Source organism: Streptomyces sp. NPDC007983, from assembly GCF_042958345.1.
Classification (GTDB): Bacteria; Actinomycetota; Actinomycetes; order Streptomycetales; family Streptomycetaceae; genus Streptomyces.
Window position 1 is genome coordinate 80,449 of the sequence record NZ_JBIBJI010000022.1, and the last position, 16,913, is coordinate 97,361.

12 protein-coding genes are annotated in these 16,913 nt (G+C 66.2%); 7 read left to right on the plus strand and 5 right to left on the minus strand.

Translation table 11 applies throughout. The features are described 5' to 3' along the window. Positions 1–360: 360 nt before the first annotated feature. The 4 genes from ACFZCY_RS39150 to ACFZCY_RS39165 are packed head-to-tail and all read left to right on the plus strand — an operon-like array spanning position 361 to position 9,127. A complete protein-coding gene (locus ACFZCY_RS39150; protein ID WP_391184716.1) occupies positions 361–3,405 on the plus strand; it encodes an AAA domain-containing protein in 3,045 nt (1,014 codons plus the stop codon). Further along, on the plus strand, positions 3,389–4,831 hold the full coding sequence (locus tag ACFZCY_RS39155; protein WP_391184719.1) for a hypothetical protein: 1,443 nt from the start codon (positions 3,389–3,391) through the stop codon (positions 4,829–4,831). The genes ACFZCY_RS39150 and ACFZCY_RS39155 overlap by 17 nt, the downstream gene beginning before the upstream one ends. A gap of 4 nt (positions 4,832–4,835) precedes the next feature. After that, positions 4,836–7,193, plus strand: a complete 2,358-nt coding sequence (locus ACFZCY_RS39160) for a hypothetical protein (RefSeq protein ID WP_391184722.1) — start codon at positions 4,836–4,838, stop codon at positions 7,191–7,193. After that, positions 7,190–9,127 carry a DUF2357 domain-containing protein gene (locus ACFZCY_RS39165; protein ID WP_391184725.1) on the plus strand — a complete coding sequence of 646 codons (1,938 nt, stop codon included), beginning with the start codon at positions 7,190–7,192 and terminating at the stop codon, positions 9,125–9,127. The genes ACFZCY_RS39160 and ACFZCY_RS39165 overlap by 4 nt, the downstream gene beginning before the upstream one ends. Positions 9,128–9,668: 541 nt before the next feature. Here ACFZCY_RS39165 and xerC read toward each other — a convergent pair. Further along, on the minus strand, positions 9,669–10,943 hold the full coding sequence (xerC, locus tag ACFZCY_RS39170; protein ID WP_391184730.1) for a tyrosine-type recombinase/integrase: 1,275 nt from the start codon (positions 10,941–10,943) through the stop codon (positions 9,669–9,671). On the opposite strand from xerC, the gene ACFZCY_RS39175 reads away from it, so the two are divergent. After that, positions 10,942–11,229, plus strand: coding sequence for a hypothetical protein (locus ACFZCY_RS39175; RefSeq protein ID WP_391184733.1), 288 nt, complete (start codon positions 10,942–10,944; stop codon positions 11,227–11,229). The two genes, xerC and ACFZCY_RS39175, sit on opposite strands and share 2 nt — an antisense overlap. On the opposite strand, the gene ACFZCY_RS39180 is transcribed toward ACFZCY_RS39175, so the two are convergent. Continuing rightward, on the minus strand, positions 11,161–11,760 hold the full coding sequence (locus tag ACFZCY_RS39180) for a transposase (RefSeq protein ID WP_391184786.1): 600 nt from the start codon (positions 11,758–11,760) through the stop codon (positions 11,161–11,163). The genes ACFZCY_RS39175 and ACFZCY_RS39180 overlap by 69 nt on opposite strands. A 160-nt stretch (positions 11,761–11,920) precedes the next feature. Here ACFZCY_RS39180 and ACFZCY_RS39185 point away from each other — a divergent pair, with 160 nt between their 5' ends. Beyond that, positions 11,921–12,355, plus strand: a complete 435-nt coding sequence (locus ACFZCY_RS39185; RefSeq protein ID WP_391184735.1) for a DUF6228 family protein — start codon at positions 11,921–11,923, stop codon at positions 12,353–12,355. A gap of 57 nt (positions 12,356–12,412) precedes the next feature. Here ACFZCY_RS39185 and ACFZCY_RS39190 read toward each other — a convergent pair whose 3' ends face one another. The 3 genes from ACFZCY_RS39190 to ACFZCY_RS39200 all read right to left on the minus strand — a co-directional run bounded on the left by ACFZCY_RS39190 (position 12,413) and on the right by ACFZCY_RS39200 (position 15,985). Continuing rightward, positions 12,413–15,010 (minus strand): DNA translocase FtsK, encoded by a 2,598-nt coding sequence (locus ACFZCY_RS39190; RefSeq protein WP_391184739.1) that lies wholly within the window; start codon positions 15,008–15,010, stop codon positions 12,413–12,415. A 41-nt stretch (positions 15,011–15,051) separates the two neighbouring features. Further along, a complete protein-coding gene (locus ACFZCY_RS39195) occupies positions 15,052–15,444 on the minus strand; it encodes a hypothetical protein (protein WP_391184742.1) in 393 nt (130 codons plus the stop codon). Positions 15,445–15,592: 148 nt separating this feature from the next. Further along, the gene (locus ACFZCY_RS39200; RefSeq protein ID WP_391184745.1) at positions 15,593–15,985 is read right to left on the minus strand and encodes a helix-turn-helix domain-containing protein; all 393 of its coding nucleotides are present in this window, start codon (positions 15,983–15,985) and stop codon (positions 15,593–15,595) included. Positions 15,986–16,293: 308 nt separating this feature from the next. Between ACFZCY_RS39200 and ACFZCY_RS39205 the strand changes: the two genes are divergently transcribed. After that, on the plus strand, positions 16,294–16,884 hold the full coding sequence (locus tag ACFZCY_RS39205; RefSeq protein ID WP_123098885.1) for a hypothetical protein: 591 nt from the start codon (positions 16,294–16,296) through the stop codon (positions 16,882–16,884). The last annotated feature ends 29 nt before the right edge of the window (positions 16,885–16,913 follow it).

Below are 16,913 nucleotides of genomic sequence, written 5' to 3' on the forward strand. Positions count from 1 at the left end.
CGTCCCAAGGCACCGGTGATGCCGGCCCGTATGCCGGGAGAGCCCGTCTTCGTGTCATTCCTCTGGCACCGAGTGCCGCAAGGATTCACGGGCCAGACTCTTTCCGACGGCACCGAGGTACGCCTCTATCGGCGGCCCACGGGGCAACTCGACCTGGTCACCGACTCCGCCACATTCGGAATCAGACCGGCGAGTCCGGAGGACCAGCGGAAGTTCGACGAAGTCGAGGCAGCCGGGACCAGCTGTGTGACGGTGACCGCTCATCCGGTCCGGCCGAGACCGCCCGCAGCCACCACGCCACACCGGCCCCGTGCCGGGAAGTCCCATGCGTCCGCGCCGGGTGCCGACGAACCGTTCACCGTGCGGGTGCACATCTACGCGCCCGCCGTAGGGCTCGCAGTGCCGCTCAGCTCCGGACTGCTGCTCGATGTCAACGACGCCGTCCTGGAGGATGCCGCGAAGTACGCGGATCGGGCGGACACGGCCAACGTCGGCTCCATCATGGAGTTCATGAGACGCGAGCTCTTCCTGGGGCCGCGCCCCGGGGCTCCCGCCGACGCCAGGCGCATGGTGGTTTCGGCCGGGCCGGCCGGGAGTTTCGAGGCCGGATTCCGCGTGCACGGGCCGGGGCTCATGGGCGATGTCGAGAAACACAGTGCCGGCTACCGCGTCGTCCGCCTGCTGAGCTCGGTCCACGATCAGCGCGGAGCCGGTCAGAAGTCGCTGGCCGTCGGTGCCATCGAGTTCCGCGATATGACTGCCCGGCAGCGCGACAGGGAGCGAATCCAGCAGGGACTCGACCTGGTGGCCAGCCAGAACGGCTACTTGGCCATGTGGGACAGGTACCAGGAACTGGAAGCCCGCCACATACGCGGCCGCCTCCGCGACTTCGGAACCATCCGCTACACCGACGTCAAGGTCGAGTCCGATGGCCGCTGCGCCTTCACCGTGGACCTCACCCGGGCACTGCCCCGCACCCGAGCCGCCGTGGAGAACACGACAGCGGCCGAGCGCGTCGAGATCGAGGCGGCGGTGGAGGTGCCGGCCTCCGTGACGGACACCGCGATGACCGATCGGGAGTGGCTGGATGCGTCCCGCGCACAGAAGGTGCGGGCCTGGGTCGGCGAACCGCTCGGATACGACAGCGTCACCGAGACCCTGCGCCTCGCCGCAACCCTCAACGACCAGAAGGACCCACCGCCCCAAGGATGGCTCTACCTGGCACACCGCGGTGATCAGCGGCGGCTCGACCGGCGCGAGAAGGCCATGCATAAGCTGCGCACGGACGGGACGCACATTCCCGCGCTGCCGACTCTGCTGGAGGGCCACTCCTGGCGGCAGCCGCCACGACGGCGGATCACGAAACTCTCCCCTTCCGCACTCGCGTGCTTCGCTCCTCACGGGCCCACACCGGCGCAGCGGGAAGCGGTACTGACCGCCCTGAACACTCCCGATGTGGCGATCATTCAAGGACCACCCGGCACGGGCAAGACGCAGGTGATCGCTGCGCTGGTCAACCAACTGGGCGACCTCGCCCAGGGCGGAGACGTCGCCGGAAGCACCCTGCTGACGAGTTTCCAGCACGCGGCGGTGGACCACCTGGTCACGCGTGGCTGGGTCTTCGGACTGCCTCCGCTGAAGGTGGATTCTCGCGGCCGGGGCAGTAAGGTCGCGCTGGACACCTGGCGCATCGAGGCAGCCCGCGCCGCCGACCTACGGCTGCGTGAGCGTCCGGCGGGACGTCATCTGGCCGCTCGGCGCGCCGCCGCCGAACTGGCCGCCACCTACAGGGCCGCACCGGTCCCTCCCGAATTTCTGCCTCAGTTCCTCGACCAGGTGCTCACCCAGCTCGACGACATCGCCGAACCGTCGCTCCTCGGGGAACTCCGCCGCCACAGAGATCGAGCCCAGAAGCAGCGCGTCCAGGCCGCCGCCGTGGCCGACCCCGAGACCCGCGCGGACCTCCTGCCGTACATCCGGTCGCTGCGCTGCACGGTGACCGGGTTCCAGGACGACGGGCCCCGCACGGCCAGAGCACTGCTGACGCGGCTCGAACTCGCGGACAGTCCGCTGCTGGACGGCATCGCGTACCAGGAACCGCTGCGTACGGCAGTCGGCGCCACCTCGCTGTCGTCCGAACTGCTCGACTCGCTTGCCGCGTTGCGCGATGCCCTGCTCGACCGTCTCACCGCGCGCATCCGGCTGCCCGAGGTCACCGTCGCCGATCCCGCGATAGTGGACCTCCTCGACCGGATCGCCGGACAACTCGCGGAGGCGGTGACCCGATCACCTGACGCCATAGCGGCGGCACTGCTCGATTTCCGGGACGATCTGCGCAGCGATCCGGAAGGCGTTGACGACACCCTCCGCGCCTACACGGTCTCGCTCGCCTCGACCTGCCAGCAGGCCGTATCCAAAGCCATGGCCGAGGCCGGCCGTCAGGATGGAGCGTTCGAATCTGTCGTCGTCGACGAGGCGGCGCGGGCCAACCCACTGGATCTACTCATCCCCCTCGCCCAGGCCCGCCGCCGGATCGTGCTGGTCGGGGACCACGAACAGCTTCCGCACATGCTGGAACCCGATGTTGAGCGCGAACTGGCCTCGCTCGGCGACGACGTCCGCGACCGCTTGCAGGAAAGTCTGTTCCAGCGCCTGGCCCGGCAGTGGGAGCACGGCTCGTCCGACGGACATCCCCGGTTCGTCCGCCTGGACACTCAGTTCCGCATGCACCCGGTCCTCGGCAGCTTCGTCAGCGACAACTTCTACGACCGAAAGCTGCGGAACGGCCGTGACGGGGCCGAGTTCGTGCATGGGATCGACCGGTACGGGGAGGTCCCTGCGGTGTGGCTTCCAGTGCCGCTCTCCGCCGGCGGCGAAACACCACGGGGAACAAGCCGCGCCCGTCATGCCGAGGCCGTCGTCATCGCAGCGGAGATAGCCGCTCTGATCGAGCGGCACCCACGGATGACCTTCGGGGTCATCTCGTTCTACGCGGCACAGGTCGCCGAGGTCTGGAAGGAACTGAAGAAGGCCGGGCTCGCCGAGTTCACCGATGCGGGCGGATGGCGCCCCGCGCCCCGTCTCTGCCGTGACGAGGACGGAGCACCGCTCGACCGATTGCGGGTCGGCACTGTCGACGCCTTCCAGGGGATGGAGTTCTCCGTCACCTATCTGTCCACGGTGCGCAGCTGCGCACCGGCCGCGCGCACCGATGCCAGGCGTGCCTACGGGCACCTGATCGTCACCAATCGACTGTGCGTGGCGATGAGCCGCCAGCAGCGACTGCTGGCCGTGGTCGGCGACGACGACATGTTCGGGTCCGGGAGCCCCGAGGCGGTCAAGCCCCTCGCGGCGTTTCTGGAACTGTGCCGGAAGGGGGTGGACGGCCGTGTCATTCGACCGTGAGACCCCAGTCTTTCAACTGGCCATCCCGACGCGGCAACGATACCGGCCCGTCCTGATGCCCGTGTGGGTCCACCAGGTGACGGCTCCGACTGGCTACTCCCGCACACTGGACGTCTTCCAGACCGTGGTGCTGCGCCTGTGCGCTGCCGGAGTCCGGGATATTGGCGACCTGTCACGGCTGATCGGTCTGGACACGGCCCTGTGCCGCACGGTGATCGCCCGGCTCATAGAAGGCCGGCTGATGGAACCCGGTCTGAAGCTGACCGAGGCGGGGCGCCGGACCGTGGCCGAGGGAGAAGTGGCGGAGACCGACTCCCGGCTCGTGCGTGTCTTCCAGGACCCGGCCAGTGGGGCCCTGTTGCCCCGCATTCTGGTGGCTGATCCGGTACGCGCAGATCTTCGGGAGCACCGCGGCCGTTGGGTCACCATCCAGTTCGGCACCGCTGGTGCCTCCCGGGAGGTCAGCGCGCTGACGCTCCGGGCCGACGGTTCTTCGATGCGCCCGTCGGAACGTGATGTGCTCGAAGCGTGCAGAAGCCACGACCTCGCGGCCCGGGGTCTCCGCGGAGCTTCCCGTGACGACACCATGGCGGCGGCTCGGCGGATCGGGTTCCACGGCACGGCGAACCCGGCCTACCTGGTGTGTTACGTCGTCGAGGGCGACGACGGGTCCGGACGTATGTGGACCGTGGACGATCCGTTCGCGGTGGGCGACGGACGCGTCTTCGCCGATGCGGTGGCCGCCCGCACCGAGGGCGATGAGCAGTTGAGCCGACTGGTTGACAACGTCATCGGAAAGACTCGCCGAGATCGGACCATAGCCGCCCGCAAGGTCGACCGAGAACTCGCTGAGGACGCCCGTGCCGAGGTCGTGCGCATTCTCGGCGAGGAGATCCGAGAACATCCGGAGGTGTTCGCCCACCTCGCGGACATAGAGCTGGCGCTCGTCAAGGACACTGCGCGGGAGCGCGAGAACGCGGCGCGCAACGCGATCCGTGTCTTCGAGTGCATACTTCCCGGACTCAACGCAAGGTTCCCTGCCCAACTGCCGATGTCCACAGTGCCAGGGGTGCGCGAGCGTGCGTTCGTGTTGACTGCCGAGCGCTTGGGCGCCACCGCGGTGCCGCCGAGTATGCGCAAATACTGCGCCAAACCGGCCAACGGATTGGCCGGGGACATCATCAAGGCCGTATGGGCGGCCGGAGAGAACGCGCAACATCCCTTCACCGCGTTCATCCGGCTGTGCCCCACACTCCTGGAGGATCTGGACCGGTCACGCATTCTGCGTAACAACGCGACGCACGGATCAACCGGTGCGCCCGCGCCCGACGAGCTGGAGCACATCCGGACTCTCGCCTACGAAGCAGCCCGCCATTTGCTCGGTCTGAGCGGTGGCCGTTCCACAACAAGCAAGAAGGTGAACTGACGCCATGGGGAAGAGGCAGCCGCGAAGGAATGGCAAGGCGAAGGGAGCGGTGTGGCCGGGGCAGCCGCCAGCCTCCCAGCGCACCGCGGCCATCTCTGCTCGTCAGCCGGCTCCAGCGGCATCCACCACTGATCCGAAGGAGAGGGCGGCGCTGCTGACGGAGATTCAGCAGGTGGCGGCCGAGGCCCAGGTGGTCTCCGCCGCGGGCGACGAACCCGGCAGCGATGTCTCCGAACTCGAGCAGGCCTGGCATCTCTACCGCAAGCTCGCCAAGCGTCAGGTAGAAGCAGCAGATGCCCTGGTGGTGCAGGGGGAGCGGCTCCGTGCCGACCGAGAGGAGCTCGATTCGGCAGTCACCTCCCAGACCGAGGAGACCGCAGCCCTCCAGGAACAGCGGGCGACATTCGACGTCCGCACGCAACACCTCGACCGCAGGGAGCGTGAACTGTCCGACCGCGAGCAGGCGGCCGAAGCACAGTTCGCCGAACGCCGCCTGGAGGCGGGCCGAGAGCTGGAAACCTGGGTGGCGGACCAGCGCCGGACGGCAGCGGACGCCCTCGACACCGAACGCCAGGCCTGGCAGAACCGGTGGAGCGAGGCGCAACGTCGCCTTGCCGACGCCCAGGCAGTTTTGGACCAACGTGAGAGCGAACTCGCCCGACAGGAGAGGGACCTGCGATCCGCCCAGCTACGGCTGGAAGACGAACGTGAGGATGTCACGCAGCTCAAAATCGCGCTCAGGGAGCAGCAAGCCGGCCGCGCGGAACGGTTCGAGCGCGAGGTGACAACCCGCACCGACCAACTGCTCCAGCAGATGGACGAGGATCGGCGCAGGCTGGCCATCCTCACCGAGGGAAACGATCGCCTGAGTGCTCGGCTCGCCGAGTACGAGAGCGCACTGGCAGCTCTCGGCGGCATGACCCTCGAGCAGATCGTTGAGCGCATGGACGAACTCCGCGCGGAGAACGCACGCCTGCTGGAGGAGAACGCCACCGCACCACACGCCGATGCGCGCACGCTCGAGCAACTGGGGCAGCAGGTGAGGCAGCTCGCCGCCGACAACGAAGAACTGGTGAGGGAACGGGGAGAACTGGAGTCCGCGCTGCAGCGTGATCGCATCGCGGTCAACGAACGCCAGAACTATCTGGAAGTCAACAACTGGCTGAGCGCTGCAAACAGCCAACTCCAGCAACTCCTCAATGAGGAAGCAGCCAAGCTCAAGGCCACGGCCCAGGCCGGTAAAGAGGGCCATCCCTTCCCGACATGCTCACTCATGGACCGGGAATTCGGAACCCCGCGGCCGGCCGACGAGCGCACGCCGGACCTGCCCGCACTCGTGCGCCAGATGCAGGCGGTCATCCGGCAGAAGGCCGGCCTCTCCTATGGTCTGTCGGAACTGCGCTTGGTTCTGGCAGGCATGGCGATGAGCCACCTCCATCTCTTCCAGGGCATCAGCGGTATCGGCAAGACCGGGCTGGCCCGTGCGCTCGCCACTGCCTTCGGCAGTGACACCAATGTGGCCGTGGTCCCTGTCCAAGCCGGCTGGCGCGACCCGCAGGACCTCATGGGCTACTACAACAGCTTTGATCGGATCTTCTACGAATCCGAGTTCACCAAGGCCCTCTACCGCGCACAATGCCCCGCGTACAGGGACAGGCCCTTCTTCATCGTCCTCGACGAGATGAACCTTTCCCATCCCGAGCAGTACTTCAGCGGTGTGTTGTCGGCGCTAGCCATCAAGGACCGGCCCAGGCTGGCTCTGACCACGGCGCCGGTCAGGAATGCTCCCGACCTGCTCATCGATGGAACGCATATCGCCGTTCCGGACAACGTCTGGTTCATCGGAACCGCCAACCACGACGAGACGACCGTCGGCTTCGCCGACAAGACCTATGACCGGGCTTTCGTCCTGGAACTGCCGTGGCAGCACCCGGATCTCCCGGAGACGGCGACTTCACCGCCGGAAGCCCTCGCGTATCGAGGGCTCCGCCGGGCCTTCACCGAAGCGCAGGCCACCTACCGCACGCAAGCCGCCGACATCATCGACTTCCTCGACACCCGCTGGCGTAGTCGTTTCGCGGAGGAAATGCGCATCGGCTGGGGCAACCGGCTGGAGTTGCAGATCAAGGAGTTCGCGCCCGTCGTCATCGCGGCCGAGGGCAGTCCGGGGGAGGCGCTGGACCACCTCCTGGCCACGCGCATCCTGCGCTCCATCCGAGGGCGGTACGACATCCATGCCGACACCCTCGACAAGTTGCGCACCGAGCTCGTCGAAAGCCTGTTGCGGTTCGACGACGCTCACGAACCCGTAGCAACGCAACGACTGCTGGACGACGAGATCCGCTCGCGTGGTCGGCGATGAACCGGGAAGCGACCGAGCCGGATCCCGACTCTCTCATCGTCCGTCACCTGCTGGCATTGTCGGGCCGTCTCGCCGAGGAGGCCGCTGCGCTCGATGACTGGCTGGCCATGCCGCCGATCATTCTCGACGTCTCCGACGAGACGGAAGCACTGCCTGTGGAAGAGGTCTTCGCGCGTGAGTCCGGCGCGCTGCGTACTGTGTGCCACCGCCCGTACACCCGCCTGGGTACGGTGGAGGAGATCTTGCCGACGTCCCGGGTGCGTTCCATCGCCGCCGGCGCGACGGCACGTCTGGCTGCCCACCCGGAGGACTGGGTCTCGCAGACGCTCGCCGGTGTCCGGCCACGCCGTCTGCTGGCCCGGCGGAGCGAGGAGGACGCCGACATCTATGAGAACCGGGTGGCTGTCGCCGTCCTCAATGTGATGCGATCGCATCTGCAGCAGCGGATCGCCAAGCTGAGGGACCTGAGCAGGATGGTGGGCGATGTACACGGCCTGCTGATGTCCTCCGAGGAGAGTTCCTGGCGGGCTCGACGGGACCTGACCGGACTGCTGAGGAACATCGAGGATTCCAGCAGGTACCGGGCGGCCGCGGAAGTGCGCCTGCAGAGACTCGAATCGTCCCTCGCGGCAGTGGAAATCATGCTGAGCTCGCCGCTGACACGCATGGTCGACCACCGCTCCGTACCAGCCCGCGAGCTGCATCCGACGAATCTGCTGAGCAGCGACCCGCACTACCGGAGGGTGGCTCTGCTCTGGCAAGCCTGCACCGCGATCGAGGACGTGCGCCCCGGAGCGGCCGAAATGGCTCGCCGTCAACAGGAAGTCCGGGTCGCCTTCGAACGTTTCACGGGACTTCTGCTCTTCCTCGCCTGCAAGCTGCTCCAGGCAGTCCCCGAGGCCGACCAGCCGGCTCCTGCCCCTGGACGCACCTCCCGCTTCCGCATGCGGGGGGCGCCGTTGACGGTCACCTGGTTCCGGACAGGCGAATTCACCCTCCACTGGCGTGAGCGGCAAGCGCTGCGCGTGGTGCCGATCACGACCGACCTGTGCACAGCTCCCGACGCGGCCTCGGTTGCTGCGGTGATCGCAGACGTTCGCCGTAAACGACCGCCTGCCGAGTACGACCACGACCTCATCGTCTATCCAGGTCCACTCCAGTCGCGGCAGAACGCGGAACCCGACGTTGTCCAGGCCGCGTATGGGATCGGGCACCGCAACCGTGATGCGCCCGGGCAGCCTGCCGACATCGCTCCAGTATCCCCTTTGGACATTTTCAGTGTCAGCCGTCTGGTACGGGCAATCCAGTGGGCGACTCTGGGCGCCGACGCGCGCCACTACCCGCACACCGTATCCATGCCGGCGGGCGAGCGGTCCTCTCTCGCGGACTGCGGATGGCTCGAACCCCGGCCTGACGGCGTCGCGGTCGTGCGCGCCCCGCACCCGGAGGAGCTAGACCGGCTTCCCACCTTGCTGGGGGAGACCCGGGGGCGGCGCGGCGGCGGCCAGGTAGCCAGGTACGAAGCCCAGCGGTTGGGCACCGTGCGTGCGGCGTTGGAAGACGCGGCCACCACGACCGAGCTTCTCGAAGTGTGCCCGATGTGTGCCAAGCCCGGAGCGCAGCGCCAGACCGTGTTCGAGCTCCGCGAGGGGGGCCTGTTCGCGGCAGCCTGCTCCTCATGCCGCACCCGGTGGGAGCTTCGCCGTTGCCTAGCCTGTGACCATACCTTTCCGTTGCTCGATCCGGACGGCCTCGCCGCTGCCGGCGCCCCCGAACCCGACCTTGACCGCCGTGTGGGCGGCACCTTCCTCGCGGTCCCGTGTTGGGTCGCAGGCCGCACCAGTCAGGCCATTTGCCCAGCCTGCGGCACCTGCGGTCAAGAGGCTCGAGTCACTTCTTGCCCACGCGGATGTTCAGCTCGGGCGCCGTTCTGAGGTCACACATGGTGGGCTGATGCTCTAGGGACAGACTCTTTGCAGAGGCTTACACCGGGCCGTTTACGCCCGGCCTTCGGGTAGTGCCTTATTTCTGGGCTCAGTGAGAGCCGTTGCTGTAACGCGGCAGGCCGGTGGTGAGCTCGAATAGCAATGGGGATCTCCGTACCGGCGTCCCTCTGGCGGTATCTCTCTCCTTAGGTAGGTTCTTGTCGGATGTCGCCAAGCGGTGCATGATGGAAGTGGAAGCGAAGCTGGCTTATGGAGGCGTAGTCGTGGGGACCATTTGGGGACCACACGGTGTTGCGCGACCCCGCACAACTCAGGCGTTACCGCACGTATTTCGCCTGTGGAAAGCGCCGTAATTCCGGGTAATTCGGCGTCTGGGGGTCAAGGGGTCGCAGGTTCAAATCCTGTCGTCCCGACGGCGTTATTGCAGGTCGGAGGCCGTTTCCGCCGGAAGGCGGGGCGGCCTTTTCCGTTGGTGGTCGTTGGGTGGTCGTAGATCGGGTACGGGCACGCTTTCGGCGCTGATGCTGTTTCATGCCGCTTGTGTGTACTGGTCGCTGTGGGGCTGGCTTCGTGGGGTGGGCGGGCTGGTGGTCGTTTTGTGGTCGTAGCGCTTTTCCTCGCGGTCGAGCTGTTTGGCGATGGCGTCGACGGCTCGGCGGGCCGCGGGTTTGGTGAGGTGGCCGTAGATGTTTGCCGTGGTGGAGATCGTGGAGTGGCGCAGGGTCTTGGACACGATGGTCAGCTCGACGCCGTGGGTCAGCGCCAGTGTTGCGGCGAGGTGGCGCAGGTCGTGGACGCTGGTGCGCGGAACGTCTGCCTGGCGGGCGAGGTAGTGGAAGTGGTTGAGGACGTACTCCGGGTGCAGGGGACGTCCGTCTTCGCGGTGGAAGACGAATCCGCCGCCCGGGTCGCTGGGCGAGTTGGGCGGGGTTTTGCGGCGGGTGAGGATGGCGTGGATGCGGGGTGACAGGGCGACCCAGTCGCTGCTCTTACGGGTCTTCGGGACGGTCAGGACGAGCTTATTGTTGTCGATCGCCGAGAGGGTCCAGCGGACGTAGAGGGTGCGTGCGTGGAGGTGGACGTCGTCCCAGTGCAGGCCGAGGGCTTCGCCTTTGCGGAGGCCGGTGCCGATGAGGAACTCGATCAGGTCGGCGAAGTCCGGATCGTTCGCATGGCAGTGGCGCAGGAAGCGGATGGCCTGGGCTGGGGTCCAGATGGTGCGCTCTCCGGAGGCGGGGCGGGGGATCACGGTGGGCCGGACGACGTTGGTGGGGAGTCGGTGCTGGCGGACGGCGTCGCCGATCGCGCTGGAGAGGGTGGCGAGGATGTGCCACACGGTGGGGCGTCCGCGGCCGGCGGCGAGCTGGGCCAGTACGTAGTGGTGGATGTGTTCGTAGGCGAGCTCGTCCAGGCGGATCGGACCGAGGGCCGGGATCAGGTCGTGGTGGACGTAGTCGCGGTAGCGGACCCATGTGGTGGGCTTGAGCCGCAGCCGCTTGGCTGCGAGCCACTGGGTCAGGTAGTCGGCGACGGTCTGGTTCGGGTCGGCGCTGACGCCGATCCGACGGCCGGCGCGGTAGCGGTGCAGGGCGGTGCGGGCCTCGTCCTCGGTGGGGAAGCCGCCGCGGCGCACGGTGCGGTTGTGCCCACCGGGCTCGGCGGCGGGAAGGTCGACGGCGAAGGTCCACGTCCCGTGGGCAGGATCGGACATCAGCTGGGGGCAGTGGGCGCCGAGCTGGCGGCGCTGCTCGTCGCGGCAGCCGCAGCGGCGGTAGACGCGCCCCACGGTCTCGTGGGCGCGCATGACGATCACCTTCTACGGCGACGTGGAATTGTTGCGGCATTTTCATTGTGAATCGCGGCTAAGGAGAATGAAAATTCCTTACGACCACAATCCGACCACCACGGTCCTGCCCCCTTGCCTGACCAGTGGCGATCCCTTTACTTTCCCGCCAAGTGGACCCGCCTGCTCATTTCGGGGGCTGCCACATCGGCGGTGTGGAGCAGGCTGGAAGTATGAACTACGCGGTCACCGTGAACTCGCCGGACTCGATGCCCGGGCGCGCGATGCGCGGGATGAGTCCTCGTGAGTGGACCCAGGTCAGGTGTTGGGCGGAGAAGTACGCCTTGTCCGCGCGGACCCAGACCGGTCGTTGTCGTGGCCCGCGCCGGCGCGTATAGCGGAGAGGCCCAGGAGCAGCGGCTTGAACGCCTGGCTGTCGTGCACGTTCGCGCCGGAGATCGCGACGGCCAGTGGGATGCCCTGTGCTTCGGGATAGCCATGCAGCTTGCTGCCCTACTTGCCGCGATCGACCGGGTCTGGTCAGCGAGCCCCTCTTCGCACGGACGGACGCGGCGTCGATGATCGCTGAGGTACAGTCCAGCTCACTCTTGGCACCGAGTTCGTCCAGGGCCGCCCGGTGGAGCCGACGCCAGGGGCTGGCCTTGATCCACGCCGCGAACCGGCGATGCGCGGTGGTAGGCGAGGTGCCGAACGTCATCGGCAGGTATCGCCAGGCGCAACCGTTGGTTAGCACGTACACCACCGCCGTGAACACCTTCCGATCCGCCACCGGCACCGTCCCGCCACCCTGCTGTCTGGGCCTGAGCGGCGGTATCAGGCAGCGCGGCTACCTTCCACGGCCCATCAGGGACCAGGTCCCCCGCAAGATCCACAGCTATAGCGGACGATCATGCCTCAAGTGGCGCCTGCGGCCCGTCCCCGGCGCAGTGTGGGGATAGCAGTTGGTTATCGAGTCCCACGACTTCTAACCTGCTCGAATGATCGAAGATGGCCCCGCGGTACGCGTGGGAGACTCCGGACCGCGACCAGTCCACCTGCTCTTCTCCGAGCCGACAAGACCGTTCGGGGACGACCCCACACTCGACTTCCTCGTGAATGCTCGCGGACAATGGGTGAGCATCGAGACCCTGGTGCGGACGTGGAACGGTGACGGCCTCGACACCTTCCTCTCCTCGCTGGCCGAGGATTTCCGCGGCTGGGAAGGAACCCGCGCCTGGCGCTCTCTGGAACGCGACCTGACTATCTCGGCGGAACACCGCCCGGGCGGTTACGTCCACCTGACGTGGGGCATCCACGACCGGCCTCCGTCCGAGGAGTGGCACTTCGAGACCACCACCGTGCACGCGGCCGGCGAGGAGATGCGAAACCTCGCCGCCGAGCTCCACAGGTTTCTCACAAGCACGGTTGAGTAGCTGAAGCACCACCACTGAGACAGCCACTAAGTGTGTTCTGAGCCACGGAGCAGCTTCTTACCCGAAGGAATTGTCACCCTGCGCTTGGACTCCGGCGGTGGCCGCGGCCAGGTAAGCGGCGTATGTCTCCCGTTGGTTCCACGTGAACAGAACGGTACGAGAGTTGTTCACGATAGCCTTTTGCGCCTCAGCGGTCGCGATACGGAGCTGTCCCCGATCCTGCTCTGTGGCGAGCTGTACGTACCCGTTCACAAGGCGGGTGGGTTCCCTGGACCGAATCTTGATGACTTGGTCAAGGGGGATCACAGAATCTTTGGCACCCGCGACCTTCCCCATGAGCTTGCGCCTGATCTCGGCTCTATCTGCGTAGAGCGTCACGGTCGCGACGTAGCCCTTGAAGACCTGTGGCCGGGGCTGGTGTGCAGGGGCCCCCTTGAGCTGTGCGCTGCAGTGGGCAACTACGGCGAGGATCTCCTCTTGGCTTACGAAGGCGCCCTGGATGCGGGTCGGCTTGTTCGCTCCCCTGGGCAGGAACAGCCCGTCGCCCTTGCCGATCAGCTTCTCGGCGCCAGGCTGGTCGAGGACGATGAGCGAGTCGGCGCGGGAGGTAGTAGTGAACGCCAGCCGCGAGGGCACGTTCGCGTTGAACAGAGCGGTAACGACATCAGCCGATGGACGCTGCGTGGCGACTACCAGATGAATACCGACCGTGTGTGCAAGCCGCGTGATGCGCACGAGGGCGTCCTCTGTCTCGCGCGGCGCGACCATCATCAGATCGGCGAACTCGTCGACGATCACCAACAGGTACGGGTAGGGCTGCAGCCTGAGCTCACTTCCCTCAGGCGCTGTGATGATCCCCTCGCGCACAGCCTGGTTGAAAGCATCGATGTGCCGGTAGCCGTACGCCGCCAGGTCGTCGTAGCGAAGGTCCATCTCTCGTACGACCCACTGGAGCGCCTCGACGGCCTGGTTCGGGTTGGTGATGATCGGCGTGATCAGGTGCGAGATGCTCCTGTACGCCATCAACTCGACACGCTTTGGATCCACGAGCACCATGCGGACGTCCTCGGGCGTTGCGCGCATCATGATCGATGTAATCAAGCAGTCGAAGAATGACGTCTTCCCTGAACCCGTGGCACCAGCGATGAGAAGGTGCTGCAGCTTCGCGATGTTGGCCATCACATAGGCGCCCTCGACATCCATGCCGAGCGCAACCAGCATCGGGTGGTCGTCCTCCGCGGCCGCGGCCAGTCGCAAGACGTCCCCCACGTTGACCGTTTCCCGGTCGGCGTTCGGGACCTCGATACCGACCGCCAACTTGCCGGGGATCGGGAAAACGATTTCTACGTCAGGGCTGGCGACGGCGTATGCGATGTTCTTAGCCAGCGCGGTGATCCGCTCCACCTCGACGGCTTGACCGAGCTCGACCTCGTAGCGGGTCACAGTCGGCCCGATTGTAAAGCCGGTGACGGCGGCGTCGATACTGAAGTCGAAGAAGACCTTCATGAGTGCCGCGATCGCCGCCTCGTTGGCCGGACTGGGCGCCTTGCTCTGGCCGCCACCGCCACGTGCGAGGAGGTCCAGTGAGGGGAGCGTAGACCTGATGTCGCCGGAGAGCTGGGCCTGTTCGGGGTGCGGCAGATCGCAGATTTCATCGGGCGAGGCTTCGATCAGGTCAGCGATGGTCGGCGAACCGGGGGTGCCTCGCAGCACGGCACCGTCGAGGGTCGTAGCGGCAGCCGTGGCGGTATCCCCAAAGCCGGTTTCGAGCGATGACGCATCGAGTATCTGCTCATCGCCGACCGACGGTTGCGAGGTGATCGTCTCCGGGACGACGCTGACGTCACCGTGAACGATGGGCGCGGGAAGCCATGCAGTGGTAGGGGGCGAGGTATCAGCTGCCCGCATCAGCTGGTCCCTAGCGGTTTTGGCGATGTCCACCCGGTATTCGAGCTCAGCCCAGATCTGTGGCCTCTGCTTCACACCGGCGGCGAGTATTCGCTCGTAGACATAGTCGTAGAGCTCATGGACACTGATGATTCCGTCCCGGTCCCGGTCCGCCTCTCCGGTCCGAAGACCCTCGATGATGGCCCCGGTGAATCGAGAAGGTTCGGGCACCAGTTCAGTGAGGTGATCGCCTTCCCAAGCGTACTCGGTGCGGTTCGTAGCTGTGAGAATGGCCCGACCATGGCCGGCTAATTCTTCCCTCACGTGTACCGTTGCATCTCCCTTAGCGCCCGGCAGAAACGCACCGCTGTAGCAGCAGTCGAGAAGTATGACGATCGACTTGGCTCGACAGCGGCGCATCTGGTCATGCACAAATTCCGCCGATATCGCAGTGGACGCCAGAAGCCTCCTGTCAGTGTCTTTGGTGGCGAAGTAGAGCCGCCCGCTGTCATCCTTGACGCCATGACATGAAATGTGAAGGAGTAACAGGTCGTCCCGGCGTCGGTCCAGGAAGAAGGTCTCCAGGAGTCGATTTACTTCATACTGGGGTCGATCGATAACCTGAGTGACGTCGAATGCTCCAACGTGCGGATCTTGAAGCACCTCAGCTAGCCCAGCGACATCGCGCGCCGGTGATCGGAGCTCTTTCAGGGACGAATTCTCGTACTCGCCTGTGGCAATAAGCAGTGCGTTGCGGCTACCGGACACAGCCGCCAGCCATGGGACTCTTCATAAGGAAGCGGCCTGCCTCAGGCACCCGACGGCCCTGCTTCATCCTCTGGGCCGACAGGCTCATGGGACACGATGAAGGCATCGACAAGCCGTCGTTGGTCTGCCGCCGAAGCCTGTTCCAACTCGATGCTGTCGTTGCCGAACACAACCCGTACCCTTCGAATGGGACGGTTTGTCATCCACGTTTCCAGTAGGCGAAACACCCCTCGCAGGACGACGGGTGACAGGGCCACAGCGAGCACCCCGAGGGCGATCACGTCGCCGGGTTTAGATCCTGTGGGGGTGTCCTCGGTACGCAACTGTTCTACGCGATCAACTTCAAGTTCGAGCAGATGGGATCGTAACTCGACCGTGAGTTCGTCGAGTTCTACCAGGTCGCTGTCAGATGTTCCCTCAAGCGTGATGGTCATCAAGTCTGTGCTGGTCACAACACCCCCAGAAAGCTGCCTGCGAAAACTAGCGTACCGTTAACGCCACCGAGGTTTTGTGGCGTTGAACCGCGAACGCGAAGCGCCACGTGACGGACCGATGACGAGGCCGTCGTCGAAACGATCCGGCTCAGGGACAAGCCGCAGGATAGCGCGATCGGGTGGCGTTCGGCCGGTCGCCAGGTCCGCTGCCCGGGCAGGTTGATAATGGGGCTGACTTGAGGTACATCGCGATCTTCTCCGGGCCGAAATGGTAGTTCTGCCGCAGGTAGATGATCTTCCCGGCCACCTCGACGTGCGTGGCGTTCGGCGACGTCTTTGGGGCCTTGGAGCGGGTGCGCAGGCCCTCGACACCCTCGGCCTGGTAACGGCGGTACCAGGTGTAGTACGCCTGCCGGCTGATCCCGAAGTACCGGCAGGACATCGCGACATTCCCGGTGACCTCTTCGACATGGCGTATCACCGCCAGGCGCCGCTTGGCCTCACGGTCAAGCGGCGGGGTGGTGGGAGTGGACTTCGGCATGTGGATCTCCGTAGTGATCAGAGACCCAGGTGTCAACGGTGATCGTCAGTTTTAGACCACCCCGTTCCCACAAGCTGCCTCGTGCCGTTTCCCGCGGCCGCCCGCGTCGGCCGTCGAGCGGGTTGAACATCTCTCAGCGTCGAGGCGGTCGGGACCACGCCAGCAGGGCGTGGGCATCGTCTCAGGAGCCCGGGCCCACAGGTCGGGTGGGCCCGGGCGTCTGCCCCGATCACCGTTCCATCACGCCCCTCGCGCGCCACCCCCACCAGGCCGCATGATGCACCCCTACACCATCCTTGGGGGGATTCATGCACGTCCGTACCACCACTGTCACCGTGCTGCTCGCCGCAGCCATGCTCACCGCATGCGGAAGCAGCGACGACACCAACGCCAAGACCAAGACCAGCCCCAGCGCGGCCAAGCCGACAGCATCCGAGTCCACCGCCGAAACATCGCCCGAGACCGACGAGCCCTACTCGTTCGGCACCCCGATGGACTGGGGCAACGACGCGGGCAGCCTCACCGGCACCACCACCGTCCTCGGCTACGAACAGCCGATCAGCAGCGTCGGGTCGGCCGCGGAAGAGACCGGCGAGAAAGGCTATGTGTGGGGCGCCCTGGAGGTGAAGGTCTGCACCGACAAGGGCAAGCTCCTGGTCACGAACACCGACATGACCCTGGCGTACAAGGACGGCGCTCGCGTCGAGGCGTCCTCGTCGACGTGGGACGACTTCCCGAAGCCGGAGTTCCCCATCGAGACCGAGGTCCGCGCCGGGGACTGCGTCCGGGGGAAGACCGTGTTCCCGGTGCCGAGCGACCAGCGGCCCGAGAAGGCGATGTACGCGCCGGGCGGCGCCAGCGAGATGATCGCTGAGTGGACTGTGCCCGCGAAGGATTAAGGCAATAAGCGGCGGGCCGGCCCCATGGC

Bases quoted from the DNA above. Each gene is read 5' to 3' on its own strand.
- ACFZCY_RS39200 (WP_391184745.1), bottom strand. From the start codon at position 15,985: ATGCCGAAGTCCACTCCCACCACCCCGCCGCTTGACCGTGAGGCCAAG.
- xerC (WP_391184730.1), bottom strand. From the start codon at position 10,943: ATGCGCGCCCACGAGACCGTGGGGCGCGTCTACCGCCGCTGCGGCTGC.
- ACFZCY_RS39160 (WP_391184722.1), top strand. From the start codon at position 4,836: ATGGGGAAGAGGCAGCCGCGAAGGAATGGCAAGGCGAAGGGAGCGGTG.
- ACFZCY_RS39185 (WP_391184735.1), top strand. From the start codon at position 11,921: ATGATCGAAGATGGCCCCGCGGTACGCGTGGGAGACTCCGGACCGCGA.
- ACFZCY_RS39195 (WP_391184742.1), bottom strand. From the start codon at position 15,444: ATGACCATCACGCTTGAGGGAACATCTGACAGCGACCTGGTAGAACTC.
- ACFZCY_RS39175 (WP_391184733.1), top strand. From the start codon at position 10,942: ATGACGATCACCTTCTACGGCGACGTGGAATTGTTGCGGCATTTTCAT.
- ACFZCY_RS39165 (WP_391184725.1), top strand. From the start codon at position 7,190: ATGAACCGGGAAGCGACCGAGCCGGATCCCGACTCTCTCATCGTCCGT.
- ACFZCY_RS39205 (WP_123098885.1), top strand. From the start codon at position 16,294: ATGCACGTCCGTACCACCACTGTCACCGTGCTGCTCGCCGCAGCCATG.